This is a genomic window from Streptomyces sp. NPDC005263 (assembly GCF_042872365.1).
In the GTDB taxonomy this organism is placed as follows: domain Bacteria; phylum Actinomycetota; class Actinomycetes; order Streptomycetales; family Streptomycetaceae; genus Streptomyces.
In genome coordinates this window covers 188,342-214,539 of the sequence record NZ_JBIAKJ010000008.1, presented here as the reverse complement: position 1 = coordinate 214,539, position 26,198 = coordinate 188,342, and the positions used below count along the sequence as shown (strand labels likewise).

Below are 26,198 nucleotides of genomic sequence, written 5' to 3'. Positions count from 1 at the left end.
CCGTAAGAGACACACGCCTGCGCATCCGTACGAAGACACGATGGGCCGGCGCGGACCACAATCGACCAGAAAGGGCGCCCGGTGGCCGATCGCTACGACCCCAACTCCGGCACCAACCTCGAGAAGTTCGACAACGCCGGCGACCCGTCGAGTGACACCTGGGCCACCCTGGTCACCCACATCACCGGCTATCCCGTACCGGACCGCAACACCATCTTCGACACGCTCCGCTCCGACCACGGCGGCAAGCTCTTCCGGATGGACATCAAGGAGCGCAGCCTCAGCCTGATGGTCAAGGACTCCGGGTTCCTGACCAACACCGGCGAGGACTACGACATCTTCTTCTTCGACGGCGGCAAGAAGACGAAGATCATGCAGGCCCGCATCGTGTTCGAGGGCCGTGTGAAGGCCGGCGAGGAGATCATCTTCGCCGACCCGGGCTCCGACAACGTCAACGACGCCCAGGTCCGTGAAGGCAACGAGTTCACGGACTACAACAAGGACAAAATGTCCACCATCCCGCTCGCCCGGTACATGAACGGGCCGCGGACGGCGCTCCGCGAACTGCTGAGGGGCGGCACCCAGAACGCCCGGTTCAGCAACCTGGGCGTGGGCGGCAGCGACGCGGTCGACCTGAACTCCTTCAACACGACGGGCGACTCCTTCGACTACGCCGCCAAGTTCTTCCGGGACCACGCGGTCGTCCTCAAGGACTGGGAGGACCGTTTCGGCAGGGACGACGCGAGCTGGAAGGGTGAGGCTGCGGAGGTCTTCCGCAGCCTGCTGACGAAGATCCGCGAGAACTACGACAACTACATCGAGACCTTCGACTCCTCGGCCGGCACCGGCGACGAGACCGGCACCGGCAACACGGTGTACTCGCGCGCCCTGTCGCTGGGCCGCACGTACTTGGAGGACGCCGCCAGCAAGCTGCTGGAAGCCTGGCTGGCGTGGGCCAAGTCTCCGTACTACGACCCGCACCAGGTGCTGCGCTACGTCCTGGACGAACTCGCCCAGTGGGTGGACAGCGACAACGTCGCCAAGACGAAGATCACGTCGACCACCACCCGCTACACCACGACCGTCCGGCACACCCCGCAGGAAGGCTTCACCCAGGTGCACCCCGAGTACGGCGACCTGACCGACATCGCCAACTGGGCCAAGGTCGGCGACAAGGCGGTCAAGGTCTGGAGCCAGGGCGTCGCCGAGTACCTGGGCAAGCCCGCCGCCACGGTGCAGTCCAACCTGAACAACCACTTCCTCGACCTCGGCGAGGACTTCGCGGACAACGTGCCCAAGCCGAAGTCGACCAGCACGGCCTCGGAGGAGTACGAGGAGAAGAAGGCCAAGGAGGCCGAGGAGGAGCTCAAGAAGCAGAACGAGGAGAACAAGAAGTACCAGGACGAGCTGCGGGAGGAGCAGAACCGGCAGCGTGAGGAGGACAAGAAGTACCAGGACGAGCTGCGGGAGGAGCAGAACCGGCAGCGTGAGGAGGACAAGAAGTACCAGGACGAGCTGCGGGAAGAGCAGAACCGGCAGCGTGAGGAGGACAAGAAGTACCAGGAGGAACTCCGCAACGAGCAGAAGGCGGAGCAGGACGAGGCCAAGCGGGAAGCCGAAGAGCTCCGCAACGAGCAGAACCAGCAGCGTGACGAGGACAAGAAGTACGCCAACGAACTGCGCGAGGAGCAGCGGCGCGAGCAGGAAGAGGCCAAGCGCGAGGCCGAGGAACAGGCCAAGACCGTGCAGGAGAGCCTCGGCGGGCTCAACGACCCCAACGCGGTCAACGAGCAGAACCTCGACATCCCCGACGACCTGCTGAACCAGAACAACCCGGTCACCACCGAGAGTCTCGGCGACATGGGAGACCTCAACGGTGACGGCACCGGCCCGGGCCAGACCGACCTCGGCCCGGTCACCCAGAACCTCGGCAACCTCGGCGGCCTGAACGGCGGGGGCGGCGCACTCAACACGCCGACCGGCGGGAAGACCCGGGCCGACGGAGGCAAGCTGACCACCGACTTCCCGGACGGCAGCAGTACCTCCTTCGACCCGGACAGCGGGCTGCTCACCAGCACCTCGCCGGACGGCACGGTCACCACGCAGGACCTGGGCGACGGCCTGAAGGTGACGAACCCCGACGGTTCGGTGACGTCGCTCGGCGACGACGGGAAGCTGACGACGACGTTCCCGGACGGCACCACCCAGACCGTCGACCCGTCGACCGGCCAGGCGGTCACCACCAACCCGGACGGCAGCACCACCACGACCGACCTGGGCAGCCTCACCGACCTCAACGGCAACCTCAACGGCGACGGCGTGCTCGAAGGCCCGACCGGCACCAACAGCCAGCTGAACAACGCCGGTGAGGTGACCACCGACTTCCCGGACGGCAGCAGTACCTCCTTCGACCCGGACAGCGGGCTGCTCACCAGTACCTCGCCGGACGGCACGGTCACCACGCAGGACCTGGGCGACGGCTTGAAGGTGACTAACCCCGACGGTTCGGTGACGTCGCTCGGCGACGACGGGAAGCTGACGACGACGTTCCCGGACGGCACCACCCAGACCGTCGACCCGTCGACCGGCCAGGCGGTCACCACCGACCCGGACGGCAAGACGATCACCGAGAACCTGGGCAGCCTCAACGGTCACAACAACATCAACGACCTCGGCGACTTGGGAGATCTCGGGGATCTGGGCGACATCGACAACGACGTGACCACCGAGTCGCTCGGCAATCTCGGGGACCTCAACAGCGACGGGTCCGCCCTGGAGACCCCCACCGGCGGCGAACTCACGCTCGACGACGCCGGCGACTTCACCACCACCTTGGCGGACGGCAGCAGCACCTCCTTCGACCCGGACAACGGGCTGCTCACCTCCACCGACGCGAACGGCGACACCACTACCACGGACCTCACCCACGGGGCCACGGTGACCAACCCGGACGGCTCCGTCACCTCCCTCGACAACGGCCAGCTGACCACCACCTTCCCCGACGGCAGCACCCAGGTCATCGACCCGGACACCGGCATCGCCACCCTCACCGACCCGCAGGGCAACACCGAGAGGGTGGACCTGCACGATCTCAACTCCAACGCAGGTAACGACCGTTCGGACATCCTCGACGGCCTCGGCGACCTCAACGGGGTCGGTGGCGGCGACGGCACCGTCTCCCGGGACGTGCCGCTCTCCGAACTGGGTCTCGGCGGCGGCCTGGGCGGTGGCCTCTCCGGGTCGGACTCCCTGTCCTCGAACGAGTTCAGCGGCGCCGGCGTCGCCCCCCTGTCAGACAGCACGGCCTCCGCGCTCGGCCCCGCCGCCGCGACGGCCGGCACCCCCGGCGCGCCTGGCGCACCCGGCACCCCTGGCACGCCGATGGGCGGCGGCATGGGCGGCATGGGCGCGGGCGGCGAGAAGGGCAACGGCGAGCGGGTACGCGCCGTCCTGGTCGACGCGGCCGAGGAGAGCGAGCGCCGCAACCGCCGGCGCCGCAGCCCCTGGAACCGCCAGGAGGACAACGACACCTTCCTGGCCCCGGCCTCCAGGGTGTCGACCACCGGCGGCGGCGCGGGCGCCGACTCCACCGAGGAGGAGGCCGAACCGGGCCGCAGGGTCACCAGCTCCAACGACTACCTGGAGGAGGGCGCCGACGTGTGGGGCACCGAGGAGGGCGGCACCCCGGCCGTCATCGGGCGGTAGCGCCGGGCTCCGGCGAGGGAGCGGAACCGAGCGGATTCCGGAACGGAGAGACGAACACCACCCCGTTCCGGATTCCGCAGCAGAGTCCTCACCAGGCAAGATCAGCAGGGTAGTTGCCGGCCCCCGGGCCGGGGCCGTGCACACGGCCCGACGACCGGGCGTACGGAGAGACCGACGGAGAAGGGCGGAGCGGACGTGACGGAACCGCTGGAGAAGCGGCTGGAGAAGGCGATGGCCGAACTCCAGGCTGCCCAGGAGGCGGTCGCGCGCACCGAGCGCGAGCTGCGCCAGGCGTCGTTCTCGGTGCTCTCCTCCGACCGCGCGGTCCGTGCCGTGGTGGGCCCGCAGGGCGAACTGACCGGGATCGAGTTCCTGGAGAACAAGTACCGCGACATGTCGCCCTCGGAGCTGGCGGCCAGCGTCCTGGAGGCGGCGAGCGCGGCACGTACGAAGATGAACCGGCACGTGATGAAGGCGATGGCGCCCTTCACGGAGCCCAGCAGCAACGTGCCGGAGCTGAAGGGCTTCGAGCTGGACTGGGAGCGGATCTTCGGCCCAGAGGTACTGCGCGAGGATGACGAGGACACGGAACGCGACGGCCAGGCCACCCCGGCCTGGCGGGACGCGCTGGGCGAGGATGGAGAGGACTGACCCATGGGACAGCGGTACTACGTCGATCCGCAGCGCATCGAGGCACTGGCGGGGCAGCTGGAGGAGATCGGCACCCTCACCAGGAGCATGACGGAGGAGTTCTTCGACGAACTGGCTCCGACGGTCCGGTGGCCCGGCACGGAGGGCGAGTTCGCCGAGAAGGCCAAGCCGCAGGAGCAGAAGGAGCGGCAGACCACCAAAGAGACCATGATGTCGATCCGCGACGCCCTGGTGGGCATCACCGACGCCACGGTCAGTCAGGTCCGGCTGATGAAGAGCACCCGTGACGCCAACATCGAGGACATCGAGCAGAACAACAGGGAAATCGACACCCATGGGCTGGACGGCACAGGCGGCCCGGGCGGGCATGGCCGTCGCTGACCTCCGCACCGCAGGCCGCTTCCGCATGCCGGAAGCGGCCGCTCCGTGCTGCCCGGACCGGTACGGCGCGTCCACGTGCCGCCCGCCCCGGTACTGCTCGGATCCATGCCGCCCCGCCCTGTTCCACTCGGATGAGTTCTGCTCCAACGGCCCCTCGGGCGGCCCCCGATGAGCATGATGGCGTCGCCCGAGGTCAACGCGATGATCTTCATCCTCACCGGTGAGAAGCTCATCGACGCCGACGAGGACCTGGCCTACGAGAGCAGGCGGCCCTACTCCGGCCTCGGCCGCAAACTCGACCGGGTGTCGTCGCTGATCGAGAAGTCGATCCACGACATCGCCGAGGTCATGCCCGACGACCTCTCCAAGTCGTACGCCAAGGCGATGGGCATGCTCATCGACGACGGCGGCAAGAACTACCTGCGCGAGTTCTCCGAGCAGCTCGACAAGATCGCCGAGGGCCGGCGCAAGACCTCCATGGACATCATGGAGTCCAAGTGGCAGGTCATCGCCGAGGTCATCCGGCTGCTCATCGAGATCGCCATCTACCTCGCGATGTCCTTCTTCACCGGTGGCGCCTCGGCCAGCCAGATCATGATGGCCAAGCTCCGCAGCCGGTTCATGATCCTCACCACGCTCAGCCACCTGCTCCAGCGGCTGCACCTGGCGCCCTCGCTGACCGAGGCGTTCGCCGAGGCGTTCACCACCTTCGCGGTGCGGCTCGCGATGATGAACTTCGCCCCCAACGGCCGCCGCCCCGACGGCTTCGACTGGAACGACATCCTCAAGTCGGCCGCGTTCGGTGCTGCTGCGGGCTTCCTGACCAGTATCTTCGACAACTTCGCGAAGAACATCGTCAAGAGCTACGACAACAACTTCCTGAAGAACGGGCCCGACCTCAACTTCAAGAACAACCCCAGCCTCAAGAACCCCCCGGACATCAACCTCAAGAACAACGGCCCGAACCCGAAGCCGGATCCCGGTCCGGGCCCAGGCCCGGGCCCCGGTTCCAACCGGGACAACACCCCGAGCAACAGTCCGGGCCCCAACCCGAACCTGAACAGCCCCAACCTCAAGAACAACAACCCGTTCACGTTCCGGTTCAACCCCACCTCTTTCAAGAACAACACCAACCTGTGGCGGAACAACCAGATCCTGCGCAACAACGCCGATCGGCCGGGCGCGCTGGCCGGGCACTACGGCCTCAAGGGGACCGCCGACTTCCTCGCCGCCGGCGCGGGTGAGGCGCTCGCCGAGATCCTGATCAAGGGCGCTTTCGACGGCGACTGGTCCACCAACTGGTCGACCTTCGTCGGTGCGGGCCTCAGCAGCCAGGTCGAGGCCACCCTCTCGGACACCGCAATCAACAGCGGCGCCGAACTGCGCAACGCCATCGAGAAGTTGCGCAACCAGCCGCCCACCGTCTCCGGCGGCAACACCGACACCGACACACGGGACGCCGACAACTCCACGCGCTCCGGCAACGGCTCCGGCCACGCCGAAGGCTCCGGAGGCACGGACACGTCGGGGTCTTCCGGCTCGACGGGCGGCAGCGGTTCCACGCGTACGCCGCCCCCGCCCGTGTCCCGGCAGACCACAGGCACGGGGGACTCCACCGGTACGGGCGACTTCGCCGGCGTCGACCTGCCGCCGCCCTACTCCGGCGTGGACCCGCCGCCGTACAGCACCGTGGACCCGCCGGCGTACTCGCCGGGCCCGCTGCCCGTGACCGCCGCCGAGAACGAGCTGTGGCAGCAGATCTACAACGGCACACCCGAGATCCGCGAGCAGGCACTGCAGGACCTCGCAGCCCTGCGCGGCTCCCAGCCGCCCGGCAGCACCGAGATCAGTGTCCGCGACAGCCTGCACGACAACTTGTCGCAGCTGCCCGAGGTCCGGGTGGTCCCCGCCGGGAACAGCTCCGCCGCCCAGATCGACACGGACGAGATCCGCCGCGTCCTCGACAGCTTCGGCACGCCGGTCACGGTGGACTCCCCGATCTCCTCGAACGGGTTCGGGGGCGGCTCCACGGGCAACTCCGTGCCCGGTCCCACCGGAAACGCCAACGACAACATGAACGTCGATGGCGACGGCAACTCGACCGTGGACCTCGACACGGACCTCCAGCTCGACGACCCTGCCGACCTGAACGGCGCCGCGCACGAGGTATCACCGGAGAACTCGACCGAGGTCTCCCCGGACAACTCCGCCCAGAATTCGCCGGACAGCGAGGTCGCAGGTCCCGCCCCCGCCCCTGGCAACTCCGCCACGCAGGGTACGGGTACGGGCACGGGATCGGGTTCGAACACCGGGACCGGCCGGCCGAGCGGCGTACCCGCCGGTGAAAGCAACCAGACCCCCTCGGCTCCGCAGCCCCAGGGGTCCCGCAACCCGGACGCCACAGGCCGGCCGGACGGCTCGCAGACCACCACCACCGACCACACCGCGTCGAACACGACCGACGACGACCGGCAGATCACGACCGCCAACGATCCGCAGATCACGACGGACACCGACTCGCAGGTCACCACCGACGACGGACCGCGGGTCCCGCAGTCGCCGGAGACCGTCAACTCGCTCGACAGCGACGCCACTTCGGACCTCACCGAACGTGGCGCCGCCCCGGTGTCCGACATCACCGCCGCTCCGCCGAAGGTGAACACCACCAGCTCGTACGCCGACACGAGCGATGCGACCGAAATCGGCGGCCAGACCGACGTGAAGGCCGGTCCGTCCCCGACGGTCACTGACAACTCGTCCACGCAGGCGCAGCCGTTGACGATCGTGGTCTCTCAGGCGCCGCCGCCGGTGGAGTCGTCGCCGGAGGCGGCCGCACTGCTGGACGGCGCCGGAGTCGACCGGGCCGTGGTGCTCGGTCCGGCGGTCGCGCCGGACGGGACGGGGCGTCCGGTACGCGCCGCCGCGGAGCTGACCCGCGAGGGGCCGGACGCTCCGGTCCAGGTCCGCCGGCTCACCGGTCCGCCGTCCGCCGCGACGCCGGACGGCGACGCCGACACCGCCTTCCCCGGTGCGAACGTGCTGCTGCCGCTCGCCGACGCCCTCGGCCCGGCTCCCGCCGTGGGCTCCGGACCCGATACGCGGACCACTCCGAAGACCACCGTCAAGACCGACAGCGGCCCGGTCGACACCCCGGCCGCGCGCCCGAAGCTGGTCTCGGACGTGACGTCCCTCCTGGACGCCACAAACGTCAGCAACGGCGTCGGCCCGGACTCCACGCTCACCACCGGGCCCGCCGCGGCCAAGCTCGCCACGCTGTCACGCCCCTGGACCGACACGGCCACCGACCTGTACCTGGAGTCGGGCAACGACGAAGGCACGGGCACCGGCGGCCATGCCCCCGGCCTCGGCGGCGGACACAAGCCGGGGAACGGCGGCACCCCGCCTCCGCCACCCACCACGACGGACGACACCACGTCGGTCGACCTCGCACCGGACGACCTCACGCGGGACGACTCCGCGTCGGACAACCCCACGGCGGCGCCCCCCGTGGTGCTTCCGCCCGCCGGGCGGATCGTCGTGCGGCCCGCGGACAGCGGCGGCACCACCGACGGCGTGAACGGTCCCGCGCGCCCCGCGGGCGGCCCGGTCGTCACCACCCTGGACGGCCACAAGGTGCCCATCGCGCAGCTGCGGCGCCTGGTGCCGAGCGCGACCGCCAAGCCCCGGCCCGGGCGTGCCGTACAGACCCTGACCATCTCGCAGAGCCCGGGCGACGACGGTACGGCGCACAGTGCGGGGCGTCGCGCCCTGCTCGACCAGGACACCTTCCGCGGCGTACGCACCACGTCGGTCTCCCCGTCCCCGGCCCCGGCGGCAGTGACCACCTCGACCGCCTCGACGACGCCGCCCACCTCGAACCCGCAGACCGTGGCGGACCCGCCCGTCCGCCGTACCGTGTTCACCGGCCCGCCGACCGCGCTGCCCGGCTCGGACACCGAGAGCGGCGCCGATTACTTCACGAGCCACGGCACCTCCCGTACCGTCACCCTCGGTACCGAGGACGCGACGCGCCCCACCGTCAAGGTCAGCGGTGTGCAGCTCGGAGAGGTCCTCAAGTCCTGGGCGCAGGACGGCGACCGGGAGCGGCCACTGGTGCTGTTCTCCTGCGAGACCGGACAGCAGCCCAAGGTGGCGGGTCTGCCGGTGGCTCAGCACGTGGCGAACCGGACCGGCCGCCCTGTGTACGCGCCGACCACCGAGGTGGGCACGGCCAGGGACCGGGACGGCAACGTCCGTGCGGTACTCACCGAGGGCCCGTACGGGCCGGGATCATGGCGCCTCTTCACCCCGGAGCCCAGCGGCGCCGACCTGGACGCGTTGGCGCGCGACGCCGGTCTGCACGCGGGTCCGGAACCGGCCGACGCCTTCGCTCAGGCCCGTACCCTCCAGCAGGTCCGCACACTGCGCGACACCCTCGGCACGGACGCCGAACAGCAGCCGGGGAACCGGGAGTTGCTCGCCGGACTCGCCTACGTGGACGGCCTGCGCTGGCTCAGCCCGGACACCGCCGCCCGCTACGGCGACGGCCGGATGACCCAGGATCTGCTGCGCCGGATGGTCGTCGACCGGGCCGGTGCGACGGGCACCGGCATCGATCCGTCCGCCGAACCGACGGTCGCGCAGTACACCGAATTCCTGCGTGCCGCGGCCGAGTTGCGGAACAGCGCCGGGCCCGACACCACACTCGACGCCCTGCTGCCCCCGCCGCCGCCCGCGCTCCCGCCGACCACGATGGTCTCGCCACAGGACGTACGCGGTCTGTCCTACGCGCCCTCCGCGCAGGTCACCTGGTCGCTGTCCGACACCCCGCTGCCGCTGTCCGAGCTGGGCCTCAGTTCCGAGGACACCGCCGAACTGGCCCGCCGCAGGCCCGATCTGGCGCCCGCGCCGAGCCGCCCGGAGAGCATCGCCGAGGACCTGACCCTCCTCAGCAAGACCACGCCGGCCGGCGCGGACACTGTGCTGCACGCGGACGGCCTGGCCTTCCGGCGCCTGGAGACCCCGAGCGGCGGGAACTGCCTCTTCCGCGGCGCTCTGGACAGCGCGCGCAGCCACGACATACCGCCCGCCTGGGCCGCGCTGAACGTCGCCGGCCTGCGCCGCCTGCTCAGCGACCGGATCAGGGGGTCCGAGCTGGCCGCCGCCGCGGCCGAGGCGACCCCGGATCCGGTCCTCGCCGTCGTCGACGACCTGCGGATGACCGCCATCGCCGGGGTGGAGGACGCGGACGAGCAGAGCCAGATCAATCAGGACTGGGACCGGATCGCGCAGGCGGTCGTCAACGACAGCGACGCGGTCCGGTGGCAGCAGATCCTCCGGGACGGCGGCTACCCTCACCTCGCCGACGTCGCGCCCACCCCGGCCGACGCCCGCGAGCTCGGCACCGAGGAACTGATCGCCGTGGCGGCGGAGCTTCCGGGACTGTGGGCGTCCCCCTTCGCCGACCTGCTCCCGCAAGCCCTGGCCCACACCCTCGACCTCGACCTGCGGCTCGTCCAGCCCGACCGGCAGTCGCCGGGAACCACCTTCGTCACCAACCTCCACCCGGGCGGCCAGGGCGGCACCCTGCACCTGGCCTACAACGGCACCGACCACTACGACGCGCTGGTGCCTGCGTCGGCCCCGCTCACCCCCGTACCGGACCCGTCCCTCACCCCGCCTCCGGTCACTCAGGACCCGGCGCTCCAGAATCCGGCCACCCAGGACCTGGACGACTCCGGTCCGTTCGGGGAGTGGCTGCGAAGCATGGGCGGGGTCACCGATCTGGACAGCTCCGACACAGAGACCCCCGACCGGGGCGATCCGGTGCCGCTGGAGACGCAGCTCGACCGGCACCGCCCGGCCCGACTGCTCACCGGGCCGGACGCCCGGCCGCCCGGCCCGCCGCCGCGTACCGTCACCTTCGAGGACGGCAGTCGGCTGCCCACGGTCCTGATCAGCCCGGATGCCGACCCCGACGACGGCACCACGCCCCCGGCCGCCCGGCCGTCCGGGCCCGGGCGAAGCCGCCCTACCGGGCTCTTCACCGGCCTCGGCAAGACGACCCTGCGCTCGCCCGAGCAGGTCGCCGAGGAGATCCTCGGCAAGCTGCCGAAGAAGCTGCGCGACCAGTTCGACGAGGCGGAGTTGCTGCGTCTGCTGATCGAGCAGCCCGCCGCCTTCACCGCCCCGCGCGGCGCGCGCTTCGTGGGCCGCGAGAAGTCCGGGGTCGGCCATGAGATGACCGTCGAGGCCATCCCGTACCACCGCTGGGAACGCTTCTCCAACGTGGGGGACGCCACCGTCCGGGTGGACACCATGCGGCGCGGCCAGGCCGGTACGGGCGGCGGGCGCAGTGTCGGCTTCGGGCGCCGGATCGCCGGCGGCCTGAGCATGGGCCCACCCCTCAACTGGCTGCTGAAGATCGGCTTCTCGCTGGGCTGGACCCGGAAGACCGACTACGCCCAGGGCACCCAGGCCTACAACCAGTCGGAGTGGCGCAACTGGGAGGGCTCGCACCTGCATCTGGACGACGTCCACTACCGGGTGCGGGTGGACCGCGTCACCGAGGCACCGAAGACCACCGGTCCGGACAGTGGGCCGAGCGGCAGCACCACCATGAGCACGGCCACCAGCACGACCTCGGCCACGCCCACGACCCCGGTCACTCCGGCTCTGCCGAAGCCCGACTGGCAGCGGACCCAGGTGCACACCGCGGAGTTCGCGATGCGCGACGGGCTGAGCTGGCGGCTGCCGGACGATCTCACCGTGCCCTACAAGGGACCTGAGCGGGCGCCGAAGACGCTCACCTTCCCGGACGGCGGCGAGCCGCGTATGACCGACACCACCGGACTGCACCTGGTGGACCCGCCGGAGGACATGGCACTCGCCATCTCCGGTGCGCGGCCCGGGAGTTCGGCGCATCGCACGCTGGTCTCGTACGTCCGGCCGGGTCGGCTGCTCGGGCTGTTCGGCCGGTTCTCCGGGCCGGTCACCGGGCCCGAGCTGACCAAGGGCAGCGGACAGCACCCGCTGGGGCACCTCATCGTGGAGCGGTCGGTGCCGCAGCGGGCCACCCTCGTCACCGAGTCGGTCAAGGCGGAGCTGCGCGAGCTCACGCAGACCACGTACCAGAACGAGCGCGGTCATGTTCGTGACACCCGGCTGGGCTTCCAGGTGACCGCCGGGCCCAACTACACCATCGCGGGCCCGGAGACCGACGTACGCCTCCAGGGCGGGCCCCTGGTCCGCGCGGACATCTCCACCGGGCGCGGGCACTACCTCGGTGTCGACGCGGCCCGCAAGACCACCGGGCGCGTCCGCAACCACCCGGTCGCGCTCTACCGGGTGGAGCGCACCCTGATGGTGCGCAAGCCCGGCGAACCGTCCTCCGCGGCCCGGCCGGTCCGGGTGGTCAGTCTGGACTGGATCTCCACGCAGGACGCACGCCGCCTCGCGGGCTGGGACAGCCGTACGCCGGGCCAGGCGGGCCCCAACCCGGACGCCGAGCCGCCGGTGCCGTGGTACCTGACCCGGGAGGACCCGGTCCACCTGAGCGGCCAGGTCCGCGCTGAGGGCTTCCGCCCCAGCCACCCGCAGGGGCAGCTGCAGCCCCTCACCCAGCCGCAACCTCTCACGCAGCCGCAGCCGCAGCCGCAGACTCAGGTCCAGCCGCAGCCCCTGGGACAGCCGCAGACACAGAGCCAGACGCAGCCGCAGACCCAGCCCACGACCCACGGGCAGCCGCAGACCCAGCAGGGGCCCACCCAGGCTCCGCCGCCTCCGTCCCAGGACCCCATGAAGGCCTTCGCGGACACTGTCCTGGACACGCTGCACCGCTCGTACCCGTCGCTGTTCGTCCCGCCGTTCATGCTGCGGCATCCGCGCCTCGCCAAGTTCTGGTACGGCGACGGGCGCATGCGTACCGCGCTCCACAACGACCGGCAGGTGCGCGAGGCGCTCAACCGGCCCAGCCTCGCGCAGAGCCTGGACGACCTCACCACCACCGGGGTGCCGGTCACCCTCACCGAGGACGGCAAGGTGCGCCGCGGCCACCACACCCTCATCCTCAAGGCGCGCCTCACCGACCGACGCTTCGAGACCACCATGAGCGAGCGCTCGCTGCGCAACGCCGTGATCGGCACCGAGGTCTCCGGCCAGGGGCAGCAGGCGGCCGTCACCCTCTCCGGCGGTGTCGAGATGGGCGTCGGGCCGCGCGACCACGACAAGGTGGACGGGGTCGGGCTGCCGCGTCAGGCCGGCAGCGTGGCCGTCGGGCTCCGGCACGCCAGGACCGACCAAAAGGCCACCAGGAACACCGTTGCGGTCGCCCACGACCACCTGATGTTCCAGACCGGCGCCGACCTCTACAGCTACCAGGTGGAACTGGGCGCGACCTTCGAGGGCCACCGCCGCCCGCGCGGCTGGGCCAGGCTCGCCTCGATCGGCCTGCTCGGCGCGGGCGTCTTCGTCAGCAAAGTCGAGGAACGCCCGCTGTTCAGCCGCGGCAGCGAGACCGTGGGCCGGGTGGAACTGGCCGTCCCGTCCGCACACGGCTCCGACCGTTACGCGCCCGCCGACCCGCCGCCCACCGGGCCGGCCCCGGCCACGACGACCACCCCCGCGCCGCAGCAGCTCTCCTCCGCCGAGGCGGACCAGCTCCTCGACGGCACCCGCCCCATGCCGGCGACGGAATCCCCCGACCACCAGCTCACCAAGAAGCTGCTGAGCGCACCGCACGTGGTGCTCAGCGCCGAGGGAGGTCCGCAGCGCCAGCAGCTCATGCAGGACACCGCCGACCGCGCCTCGGGCACCTCCTGGCACGTCAGCGCACCCGGCGCCCCGGTACGCACCGCGCTGCGCCGCGCGATGGCGAACCTCAGCGTGGCCGGCCAACTCGGCCAGTACCTGGGCCCGTTCGGCTCCCGCATCCCCGCACTCAACGGCGCCGGCCCGTTCCGGACCCACTACCTCAAGGGAGCGATCCGTGGCGAGCTGAGCAACTTCCGGGTCAGGAGCGACCCGAAGCCGGCCAGTTCCGAGACCACCGTGGGCAACGAACACCGCATCAACGGCACCGCGAGCACCGTCACCCGCACCACCCTCGGCCTTCAGGGCGCCGCCTCACCCCTGCAGCAGGCACCCGGCCAGCCCGCGGTGGTCGGCTCCTACTCGGCGGCCCTGCAGTACGCCTGGGGCAAGGGCCGCAGCGTCTCGCAGACCGTCACCCGGGGCCGTAACACCACCCTCTCCTACGCCGGGCGGATGTACCTGGTGGTCGCCGACGCCGCCGAGACCGTCGCCGTACGGGACCGGTGGACGGCCGCGATGGGCGCGATCGGCACCCGTGCCGGGGCCGGGATCAGCTCCGCGGCCGGGCGTATCTCCCAGCGGCTCGGCAACAGTCTCTCCCCGCGCCGGGCCGCCGCCGCGCTGCAGCGCATCCGCGACGCGGTGATGTTCCACCTGCCGATGCAGGACGTCATCGAGGCCGGGCTCGCCCCGGACGGCCTGGGCACCGACACCCCGCACAACCTCGGCGGCGGCTACCGGCTGCCCCCCTACCTGCGGTTCCGCCGCTTCCCCACCCACCCCAGCGGTCAGCTCGACGCGAGCGCCGCGGCGCAGCAACTGCTGACGCAGCTGGAGCGGATCGGGGTGCCCGCGCACGACCGGGAACAGGTCATCCAGCGGCTCTCCCCGGACTTCCTCGCCGCGCACCTGCACGAGCTGACGACGGACGGGATGACCCTCCCGGTCCGCTACCGCACCTGGTCCGACCCCTTCCACCTGCCCGTCGGCGGCAGCCCGGGACAGCTCAAGTTCACCCTGACCCCGGTCACCACCACCGTGGACAAGCTGCGCACCGGCTACGAACTGGAGGACTACCGCACCACCGCCCGCGACGACGCCGCCGGCACCTCCCAGGACCGCGGCGCCGACGTGACGCTCAGCGGCGGCCAGCGCGCGGCGGAGGACGGCATCCTCATCGCCAACCCCTCGCTCCAGGGCACCGCGGCCAAGGCGCGGTCGAGCGTACGGACCCAGACCGCCGGCACCACCTCGATGCCGAACATCGCCACCACCCAGGCCCACGCCGAGGTCGTCACCGGCTACACCCTCACCGTCGTCATGACGGACTCGACCGGCGACGCGCTCGCCCCCGGCGTCTCCTCCGTCCCCGTCGGCAGTCTCAACGAGGTCCTCCCGGCCAGCCTGCTCACCCCGGTCGGCGAAGGTGACGACGGAGCACTCACCGAGCAGGACATACCGGAACCCGAGCGCTCGGTACGGGTACTGACCGCCGCCCAGGCCCGCCCGGAGGGCATCGCCACCTGGCGAACCTCCTCCGCCGGGGACCCCGGCGGCAGCGCCGACCCGGACGTCCTGTCCTTCGATGACACGATCGGTTCCGGCATCCTCGCCGTGGACATCCGCGGCGCGGGCAACGTACACGACGCCCTCACCATCGCGACCGCACGCGCCGACGGCCTCGGTGACACCGACCTCGGCAAGCGGCACATCGGCAAGGACGTCGCCGGCCGGGTGCGCACGGCCCGGCTCACCACGCTCACCGGCCTCGGCACCGCACCCGCCCAGGCCCAGCAGGAGGCCACCTCGCAGGTCGGTCTCACCTCCGGCTTCCGCGAGGCGCTCGGCGCGAACGGCACGGCGCTGCCCACCCAGGCGTCCGCCCACCTCTTCGGCCAGTCCCACACCGCCGACTCCCGCCTCTACGCGAAGATGCACCGCCGCGGCGCCCGGCTGCTCGCGGTCGAGAACAAGCCCCGCATGGAGGCCATGCAGCGGGCGAAGACCTCCGACGCGCTCGAAGCCGGCATCACCGACAACGTCGAGGGCGCGGTGGGCACCGCGCCGCTGGCAGGAAACAGCAACGCCGGTGTCACCAACCCCGGCGCCACGGTCCCGATCGCCGGGACGAACGACGGCACCACACTCAAGGGCGCCACGGACACCACCCTCGGCACCCACATCAAGGTCGTCACCGACCGGAGCATGCTCTTCGCCGTGCCGGTGACCTGGCTGTCGGTGGCCGAGGTGGACCACCGGTACACCGACAGCCGCGCGCTGCACGCGCTCGGCAAGGCCAAGCGCGGGCCGCGCGCCGCCGAGACCGAGACCACCGCCCTGGTCTGGCTGCGCGAGGACATCGCCCGCGACTACGGGCTCCTGGACGACTCCACGTTCCCCGACGAGGTCCTCGCGGCCTGGGACGGCCAGGCCAAGGCGGCCGCAGACCTCGCCACCGCCGAGAAGAACTACTACGACGCCCGGGCACGGGCCCGGGAGACGTGGCTCGACCTGAGCGCGGAGGAACAGACCGCGCTCGGCGACGACAACTCCGGCCCGCCGACCGACCTGCCGCCGGACCTGCCCTGGTCGCCCGCCGTCGTCGCCTGGCAGGCCGCCCGCGAGGAGGTCCACCGCTGGGAGCAGCGCACCGACGCGGCCGCCGCCGACCACCACCGGCTGCAGCTCGCGGCATCCCGGCTCACCGCCCACCATCAGGGTTCGGCCTCGGTCACGGTGCCGGACCGGCCGCAGGAGTACACCGCCCCTGACTGGCGCTCCGAGGCCCCCGAGCCGTACACGATCACCGACGCCACCGACACGGCCCCGCGCACCCTCACCTCGCCGGACGGCACCACCGTGCGCGAGGTGCACGACATGCCGCACGACGGCGCCTCGTTCTTCCACGCACTGCTCGCCGCCGCCGACACCCGCGGCCGTCTGCCGTACCTCCTCGGCGACGACCTCGCCGACCGGTTCAGCCGCGACCCCGGCGACCCGGTGGTCACCGCGGAGGCCATCGGCGCCGCCCGCGACCGCCTTGCCTGGGAACTGGGCGCCGACGGCAACGAGGACCTGCTCGACGCCCTCGCCCTGGACGCCGCGGACACCTTCACCCAGGCCGAACTCGACGCGGCGGGCGTGGTGTTCACCCCCGCGCAGCAGGCCGAGTTCGACGCCTTCGGGCGCCTCCCGCAGACCTACTGGCCGGCCCCCGCGCAGCGGGTGGCGCTGGCCACCGCGGCCCTGTCCCGCCCGTTCGCGAGCGAGCCGCGACAGGACGACACCTCGTCGACGGCCGACCGGCCGGCTCCGCCCGAGCGCCGGGCGGGCGACCACGGCGGCGCCGACCTGCTGCCCGCCCTCGCGGCCAGGGTCCTGGGCACGCCGATCACCGTGGTGACGGGGGAGGGCCGCGACCAGGTCCACCTCCCGCACGGCGTCGACCCGGCCGCTGTCGACCCGGCCGCCGACCCGGTCCTCTTCGCCACCGACGGGTTCTTCCACGCGGCGCTGCCGACCGGCACCCCGGCGCCGGTCGCGACGGCGTTGCCGGCGCCGCCGCCGGCGACTGCGGTCGATCCAGGTACGACAACCGGGACCACCGGGACGAAGACCGGGACGACGGGTACGACCGGTACGACGACCGAGACGTCCAGGGAGATCACGCGCCCGGCGTCGGAGCAGCCGCCCGCCCACCGCAGCCACACCATCGCGCCCTGGCTGCCGCCCGCCGACAGCAGCGGTCCGCGCTACCGCCTCGACCGCGACGGCGTCCTCACCGCACCCGACGGCGCCACCTACACCCAGGGCACGCCCGCCGGCCGCGGCAACGGCTTCTTCGACGCGCTCTCCACGACGTTGAGGCAGGCTGCGACAGAGCCGGGCCTCGACCGCCGGGAGGCGGCACGCCTGCGCTCGCGTGCCGGGGCGACGCCCGCCCAGCTGATGCGCCTGAACGGCCTGCCCGGCGACCGGGCGGAGCGCGACACGCTCTTTACGCCCCCGCCGTTCCGGGCCCGCCCCGGCGCGCCCGCGCCGAGCCAGGACGCCCTCGACGGCCACCTGCGCCGGCACCTCGCCGAGGCCCCGTGGGGTCCCGGGGCGGACCGCGCGATGGCCGAGTGGGCCGCCGCCGCGACCGGCGCGACGGTCACGCTGATCGAGGAGAACGGGACTTTCCACACGTACGCGGGTCCGGGCGGCGACAGCGGCCCGCACATCCGGCTCCGGCGCCGCGGTGGCGACTTCGTGCCGGTGAGCCTTCACACCCCGGCCCCTGCGCCGAAGGCTCCCGATCCCAAGGCTCCCGATCCCAAGGACGCGAAGGCCCCTGAGTCGAAGGACTCGAAGGCGCCGAAACCGAAGGACACCGGGAAGAAGGGTTCCGAGCAGAAGGCCGCTCCGGAACCGAAGGCTCCCGGAACGGATACCGATGGGCAGGTCACGACGCCCGTCGACAGCAACCTCCCGGGACTCCAGGAGGAGGAGGCGTACGAGCTGAGCACGCTGTCCGGCAGGGACACGGACACGAACGTGCCCACGGACTCGAACGCGCCGATGAGTTCGGAGACGGCACCCGCCACCACGCCCGCCGCTCCGGAGCCGGTCCTGCGTCCCTTCAAGCTGGGGAACTTCGAGTTCACGAACCTGAACCAGACGGACCGATACGTCGACAAGGCGGTCCGGATCATCGAGCTGCTCGACGAGCACAGCACGATCAAGAACTACGTCGACGGTCGCCCTGTACGGATCACTCTGCACGTGCGCACGACGGAAACCCCGGCCGATGTGATCGACCTGGGCGACGAGGGCGTTCAGATCAACCTGGCGAGCTACTACTTCGAGAAGTACGACACGGGGTACGTCATGGGGATGCTGGCCCATGAGATCGGGCTGCACCCCCTCGCGTCCCGCAACACGAGGATCCCGGAGGAGGAGGACCTGTACCGGGAGATGCCCCTCCTGGTGCCGGGGCTGGAGAACCTGAACCCGCCGCGCTTCATGAACACCATCGGCGCCGGCCAGGAAGACCACATCATGGCGGCCTTCCCCCACAGCATCCGGCACGGCATCTACCGCGACATCGTCCTGGAGATGGCAGGGGTGCTCGCGCAGCACGCGCGGGTCGGGGTGGCGGGCGCCAAGCCCAAGGACGTCACCGACCTGATCGACACGTACCTGATGGACCTCGCCTCCATCGCGGTCACCAACGACCACCGGGCCCGTGCGATCAGGGACCCCAACTACACGGCGAAGGTCTACAACGCCTACAAGGCTCAACTGGCCGCACACCTCGCCCAGGACAGCCCGGTCCGGGCCCTGCTGCCCGCGGACAAGGGCAGGTTCGGCGTACTGGGAGACTTCGCGACGCTGGCCGCCAACGTCGGGACCAACAACCGCGGCGACAGCATCCAACGGCCAACTCCGGCGCAGCCCGCCGCCGACACCGCTGGTCGGCCCGGCGAGGTGCGCCCCAGGCTGCCCCAGAGCAACACCGACGGGACGACGACCACCGGCGTCCCGGCCCGCATGCCGCAGAACCCGAACATCGCGCCCGCGCCCACGGCGGTGGATCCTGCGCTCATCCCCTTCAAGTCGGGGAACCACGAGTTCACCAACCTGAAGCACACGGACGAGAAGTACCGCGACAAGGCGGTCCGGATCATCGAGCTGCTGCGCAAGCACGACACGATCCGCGACTACGTCAACGGCCGTCCGGTCCGTATCACGCTGCACGTGCGGACGACCGAGACGCCGGCGGACGTGATCGACCTCGGTGACGAGGGCGTCCAGATCAACCTGGCGAGTTACTACTTCGAGAAGTACGACATCGGTTACGTCATGGGCATGTTGGCCCATGAGATCGGTCTGCACCCGCTGGCCTCCCAGAACACGGGTATCCGTGACGAGGAGGGGATGTTCGCCGGAGTCGATCTGCCCGTTCCGGGCCTGACGCACCTGACTCCGCTGCGCACGATGAACACCGAGGGCGCCGGTCAGGCGGACCACATCATGGCGGCCTTCCCGAGCAGTACGCGGCATCGGACCTACCGGGACATCGTGCTCAAGATGGCCGAGGTGCTGGCGGAGGACGCACGCGTAGGTGAGGAAGGTGCGAAGGCCAAGGACGTTACGGATCTGATCGACACCTACTTGATGGACCTGGCGACGATCGCGCTGACCAACGACAAACGCAAGGACGCCGCTTGGGAGCCGCGGTACACGGCGAAGGTCTACAACGCCTACAAGGAGCAGTTCGCGGCGCGGTTGGCGGACGACAGCCCCGTCAACAGGCTGCTGCCGGCTGACAAGAGCTGGTACAACGTCACGGGCAACTTCCTGGGGCTGGGCAGCAGCGTCGCGTTCAACAACCAGGGAGACAGCATCCAGACCGCCGCGCCGGCGCAGAGCAGCACCGAGACCGGCGAAGCACGTCCGCACCTGCCCGGGAGCAGCACCGGCGCAGCCCCGCGGACGCCACCGGTCGGCTCGCAACGGCCCGGGGGATCGCGGGACAGCCGGCCTCGTCTCGTGGTGCGGTCGGGCTTCGACGCGCGGCGGTTCACGTACGACGGCGACCCGGTCACCGACCTCACCGTCCGCGTCGCGATGCGCGGCACGGACGGCCTGCCCGCGCACGCCTTCGCCCAACTCGACGCGGGTGTGGCGGAGTTCCTGAACAGTCCCGGTTACCGCCTGCCCAACGGCGACCTGCTGCACGTAACCGTCGAGTACGTCGATCTGGACCAGCTCGGTCCGGACCCGGCTCCGGACAAGGCTCCCCACCTGACCGTGAATCTGACCGGCCGGGATCAGGCCATGGATCAGGTCACCTGGTGGGCGGACGCGGACCCGGTCCAGATGGTGCATGAGCTCACCCACCAGCTCGGCCTCCGGGACGAATACAGGGATGCCGATTCGCCGCACCGCCCGCACATTCCGGGGAGCATGCTCGGCGACCTGAACGCGGAGCCCGAGGACCTTTCCCTGACCGCCGCGGGCCTACGCGGCCGGCACCTGGCCCTGCTGGGCGCGCTGATCGGGGACGTGACCCCGCGTCCCGAGGCCAACGCGCAGGCGGACAGCGAGCAGACCTGGAACGCTGTGCGTACCGGTACCGACCCGGTCCTGCGGAAGTCGGTGTGGGTCGACCCGGTCTCCCTGCCGCGACTGACCGACGACACCACGGCCACCGACGGCGTCCCGGCGCACATGCCGCAGGGCCCGAACACGGCACCTGCCGACACGGCCGCGACCGACTCCGGTCCGTTCGTGATCGACAACTTCGAGTTCACCAACCTGAAGCAGTCGAACGAGCGGTATCGCGCGAAGGCGGTCCGGATCGTCGATGTGCTCAGGGACCATCCGACGATCAAGGCGTACGTCGGAGACCGTCCCGTACGGATCACTCTGCACGTGCGGACGACGGAGACTCCGGCGGACGTACGCGACCTGGGTGACCAGGGTGTGCAGATCAATCTGGCGAGCTACTACTTCGAGAAGTACGACATCGGCTACATCATGGGCATGCTGGCCCATGAGATCGGCCTGCACCCGCTGGCTTCCCGGAACGGCGACATCCCCGACGAAGAGGAGATGTTCAAGGGGATTCCGCTGCCGGTGCCGGGACTGGGCGATCTCAGGACACCGCGGACTATGAACACCGAGGGCGCGGGTCAGGCGGACCACATCATGGCGGCCTTCCCCAGCAGTACGCGGCACAAGATCTACCGCGACATCGTGCTGAAGATGGCGGAGATGCTGGCGGAGTTCGCACAGGCGCAGGTGCCGGGGGCCAAGAACCAGGACGTCACGGACCTGATCGACACCTACCTGATGGACCTGGCCTCCATCGCGATCACCAGCGACTACCGGATGAACGCGGCCAAGGAACCCGGGAACACGGCGAAGGTCTACAACGCCTACAAGGCACAGTTCGCGGCGCGGATGGCCGAGGACAGTCCTGCCCGTGGTCTGCTGCCTCCCGACAAGGGCATGTTCGGCGTCGTACGGGACTTCGCCACGCTGGCCGCAAGCCTCGCCACGAACAACCGCGGCGACAGCATCCAGCGGCCTGCGCCTACTGGTGAGGCCAACCCCCGGCTCCCGCAAGGCACCGACGGCACCCCGTCGACCGAGGGCGCAATCGAGCAAGCTCCGGTCGTCACAAGACCGTTGCGGGGTTCGAGGGACAGTCGGCCGCGGTTCGTGGTGCGGTCGGGCTTCGACGCGCGGCGGTTCACCCACGAGGGTGAGTCGTTCACCGACCTGACGGTCCGGGTCGCGATGCGCGGGGATGCGGAGCGGGTCCCGGACGTGTTCGGTCAACTCAGTGCGGGTGTTGCCGAGTTCCTGAACGCCCCGGGTTACCGGCTGCCCAACGGTGACCTGCTGAACGTGACGGTCGAGTATGTCGATCTGGACCAGCTGGGCCCGGACCCGGCTCCGGACAAGGTCCCCCACCTGACCGTCGACCTGGTGGGTCGGGACCGGGCCATGGATCAGGTCACCTGGTGGGCGGACGCCGACCCGGTGCAGATGGTGCATGAGCTGACGCATCAGCTCGGTCTCCGGGACGAATACAGGGATGCCGATTCGCCGCACCGCCCGCACATTCCGGGGAGCATGCTCGGCGACCTGAACGCCGACCCCGAGGATCTTTCATTGGCGGGCGCGGGCCTACGCGGCCGGCACCTGGCCCTGCTGGGTGCGCTGATCGGGGACGTGACTCCGCGAGCCCAGGTCCAGGAGGGCGGTCAGGACAGCGCGCAGAGTTGGGACGCGACTCGCCAGGCGACCGACCCGGTTCTGCGGAAGTCGGTGTGGGTGGACCCGGTCTCCCTGCCACGACCGGCCGAGGACACCACGGCCACGGACGGCGTTCCGGCGCACATGCAGCAGGAGTCGGGTGACTCGGCGCCTGCGGCGCCGGTGCCGACTCTGCGCGTGTTCAAGGTGGGGAACTATGAGTTCACGAACCTGAACCAGACGGACCGGTACGTCGACAAGGCGGTCCGGATCATCGAGTTGCTCGATGAGCACAAGACGATCAAGGACTATGTCGGCGGGCGCCCAGTGCGGATCACCTTGCACGTGCGGACGACCGAGGCCCCAGCGGACGTGATCGACCTCGACGATGAGGGCGTCCAGATCAACCTGGCGAGTTACTACTTCGAGAAGTACGACATCGGTTACGTCATGGGCATGTTGGCCCATGAGATCGGGCTGCACCCGCTTGCCACGCGCAACACGAGGATCCGGGAAGAGGAGGACCTGTATCAGGGCATGCCGTTGATGGTGCCGGGCCTGGAATCCCTGTCGACGCCGCGCTTCATGAACACCGTGGGTGCCGGTCAGGCGGACCATGTGATGGCGGCGTTCCCGCACACGATCCGGCATGGCATCTATCGGGACATCGTGGTGGAGATGGCCGAGGTGCTGGCCCACCACGCGCGGGTCGGGGTGGCAGGGGCGAAGGCCAAGGACGTCACTGACCTGATCGACACGTATCTGATGGACCTGGCCTCCATCGCGGTCACCAACGATCACCGGGGGAGGGCGGTCACCGACCCGGCGTACACGGCGAGGGCTTACAACGCCTACAAGGCCCAGCTGGCGGCACACCTTGCCCAGAACAGCCCCGTCCGGCCGTTGCTCCCCGCCGACAAGGGCAGGTTCGGTGTCCTTGGTGACTTCGCGGCGCTCGCCACGAGTGTCGGTACCAACAACCGTGGTGACAGCATTCAGCGGCCCGTCGCTCCGGACCCGACCAGCAGCACCGAGGACAGCAACACCGGTAGTAACACCGGCGAGGCGCGACCCAGGCTGCCCCAGACCAACACCGAGTCGACGCCGGCGCCGACGTCCAACCCGGCACCAGCACTGGCACCCCAGCCGGTTCTCACCCCCTTCAGGTCGGGGCGTTTCGAGTTCACCAACTTGAAGCACACGGATGAGAAGTACCGCGACAAGGCCGTCCGCGTCATCGAGCTGTTGCGGGACCACCCGACGATCAAGGCGTACGTCGGAGACCGTCCCGTACGGATCACTCTGCATGTGCGGACGACGGAGACTCCGGCGGACGTACGCGACCTGGGTGACGAGGGCGTGCAGATCAACCTCGCCAGTTACTACTTCGAGAAGTACGACATCGGTTACATCATGGGCATGCTGGCCCATGAGATCGGCCTGCACCCGCTGGCTTCCCGGAACGGCGACATCCCCGACGAAGAGGAGATGTTCAAGGGGATTCCGCTGCCGGTGCCGGGACTGGGCGATCTCAGGACACCGCGGACTATGAACACCGAGGGCGCGGGTCAGGCGGACCACATCATGGCCGCGTTCCCGAGCAGTACGCGGCACAAGATCTACCGCGACATCGTGCTGAAGATGGCCGACATGTTGGCCGAGGCCGCGCAGGCCGGTGTGGAAGGTGCCAAGGCCAAGGACGTCACCGATCTGATCGACACCTACCTGATGGACCTGGCCTCCATCGCGATCACCAGCGACTACCGGATGAACGCGGCCAAGGAACCGGGGAACACGGCGAAGGTCTACAACGCCTACAAGGCACAGTTCGCCGCCCGTATGGCCGAGGACAGCCCAGCCCGAGGTCTGCTGCCCGCCGACAAGGGCATGTTCGGTGTCGTACGGGACTTCGCGACACTGGCCGCGAGTCTCGCCACCAACAACCGCGGCGACAGCATCCAGCAGCCCATCCCTGCGGACGACGCCCACCCCAGGCTTCCGCGGACCAGCGAAGGTGACGCGCGGGCAGCGGGGAGCATCGAGCAAACCCCGGCCGTCACACAGCAGTTGGTGGGGCCGCGCGACAGCCGGTCTCGCTTCGTGGTGCGGTCCGGCTTCGACGCCCGGCGGCTCTCATACCAGGGGGAGCAGATCACGGACCTCACCGTCCGCATCACGATGCATGGCACGGACGTGCAGGCGGCACACGCGTTCGAGCAACTCTCCGCAGGTGTACACGAGTTCCTCAACGCCCCCGGTCACCGGCTGCCGAACGGCGACCTGCTGCACGTGACCGTCGAACTGGTTGCCCCCTCGGAGTCCCCGCACCTGACGGTGGACCTCGTGGGCCGGGACCGCGTGATGGACCAGATCACGTGGTGGGTGGACGCCGACCCGGTCCAGTTCGTGCACGAACTGACCCATCAGCTCGGCCTCCGGGACGAGTACCGGGACGCCGACTCTCCGCACCGCCCCCACATCGCCGGCAGCCTGCTCGGCGTCCTGACCGCGGCCCCGGAGGACTCCTCATTGGCCGCCGCCGGGCTCCGGGGCCGACACCTGGCCCTGCTGGGTGCGCTGATCGGTGACGTGACCCCCCGTCCTCGGCAGCCTGAGCATCCTGAGCCGAGCGAACAAGGCACTGGGCAGAACATCGCGCAGGACGTCGAGCAGAACGTTGGGCAGCACGTCGAGCGAAGCATCGCGCAGCTCATCGAGCAGAGCCTCACACCGGCCAGTGAGCCGGACCGAGCACAGGAGCCTGCACAGGACGCAGCACAAGACCTGGCACAGGACGCAGCACAGCACATCGGACAGACCTGGGAAGAGGCACGCAAGGGGACCGACGGGGTCCTCCGTCAGGCGGTATGGGTGGACCCTGTCTCCTTGCCCCGGCCGGCCGAGGGCGCCGACGACACGGCGTCCACAGGGGTCCCGGCGCACATGCCGCACAACCCGAGCGCCGCGACCGACCAGTCATCAGGTCAGCCGGCAGACCAAGCAGCACCCACCTACGCGCCGTTCTCCTCGGGGAACTTCGAGTTCACCAACCTCAAGCACACGAACGAGGCGTACCGCGACAAGGCGGTCCGCATCATCGATCTGCTCCGGAAGCACGACACCATCAAGGAGTACGTCGGTGACCGTCGCGTCCGGATCACCCTGCACGTGCGGACGACGGAGACGCCGGCCGATGTGACGGACCGTGGTGACGCCGGAGTCGACATCAACCTGGCCAGCTACTACTTCGAGAAGTACGACATCGGCCACATCATGGGCATGCTCGCCCACGAGATCGGCCTGCATCCGCTCGCCTCGCGGAACGGGGACATCCCCGACGAGGAGGCGATGTTCCGGGGCATCCCGCTGGCGGTACCGGGGCTGGGCGATCTGAACACACCGCGGATGATGAACACCGACGGTGCGGGCCAGGCGGACCACATCATGGCCGCCTATCCCAGCAGCACAAGGCACAAGATCTACCGCGACATCGTGCTGAAGATGGCCGGTGTCCTGGCGGAGGACGCACGCGTAGGGGAGGACGGCGCCAGGACCCAGGACGTAACGGACCTGATCGACTGCTATCTGATGGACCTGGCTTCCATCGCACTCACCAACGACTACCGGATGAACGCGGCGAAGGAGCCCAACTACACGGCGAGGGTGTTCAACGCCTACAAGGAGATGCTGGCGGCCCAGTTGGCCGAACAACCCTCCATCCGGGCCCTCCTGCCGTCGAACAAGACGATGTTCGGTGTGATGAACGACTTCCGTCGCATCGGCACCTACATCGCGATCGGCAACAGCGGAGACAGCATTCAGCAGGCCGACACGACCTGACTCGGGCCACCGTGACGGCGGAAGCCAGGCATGTTGACGGCCTGGTTGCGCGGTCGGCA

The 26,198-nt window shown here is 70.2% G+C and carries 4 protein-coding genes; all 4 read left to right on the top strand.

All coding sequences use genetic code 11. The features are described 5' to 3' along the window. The first annotated feature begins 81 nt into the window (after positions 1 to 81). Positions 82 to 3,705 carry an AAWKG family protein gene (locus tag ACFYRY_RS32055; RefSeq protein WP_389153446.1) on the top strand — a complete coding sequence of 1,208 codons (3,624 nt, stop codon included), beginning with the start codon at positions 82 to 84 and terminating at the stop codon, positions 3,703 to 3,705. A gap of 195 nt (positions 3,706 to 3,900) precedes the next feature. Then, the gene (locus ACFYRY_RS32050) at positions 3,901 to 4,356 is read left to right on the top strand and encodes a YbaB/EbfC family nucleoid-associated protein (RefSeq protein ID WP_389153443.1); all 456 of its coding nucleotides are present in this window, start codon (positions 3,901 to 3,903) and stop codon (positions 4,354 to 4,356) included. Positions 4,357 to 4,359: 3 nt separating this feature from the next. Then, the gene (locus tag ACFYRY_RS32045) at positions 4,360 to 4,737 is read left to right on the top strand and encodes a hypothetical protein (protein WP_389153440.1); all 378 of its coding nucleotides are present in this window, start codon (positions 4,360 to 4,362) and stop codon (positions 4,735 to 4,737) included. A 168-nt stretch (positions 4,738 to 4,905) separates the two neighbouring features. Next, positions 4,906 to 26,139, top strand: a complete 21,234-nt coding sequence (locus ACFYRY_RS32040) for a hypothetical protein (protein WP_389153437.1) — start codon at positions 4,906 to 4,908, stop codon at positions 26,137 to 26,139. Positions 26,140 to 26,198 lie beyond the last annotated feature (59 nt).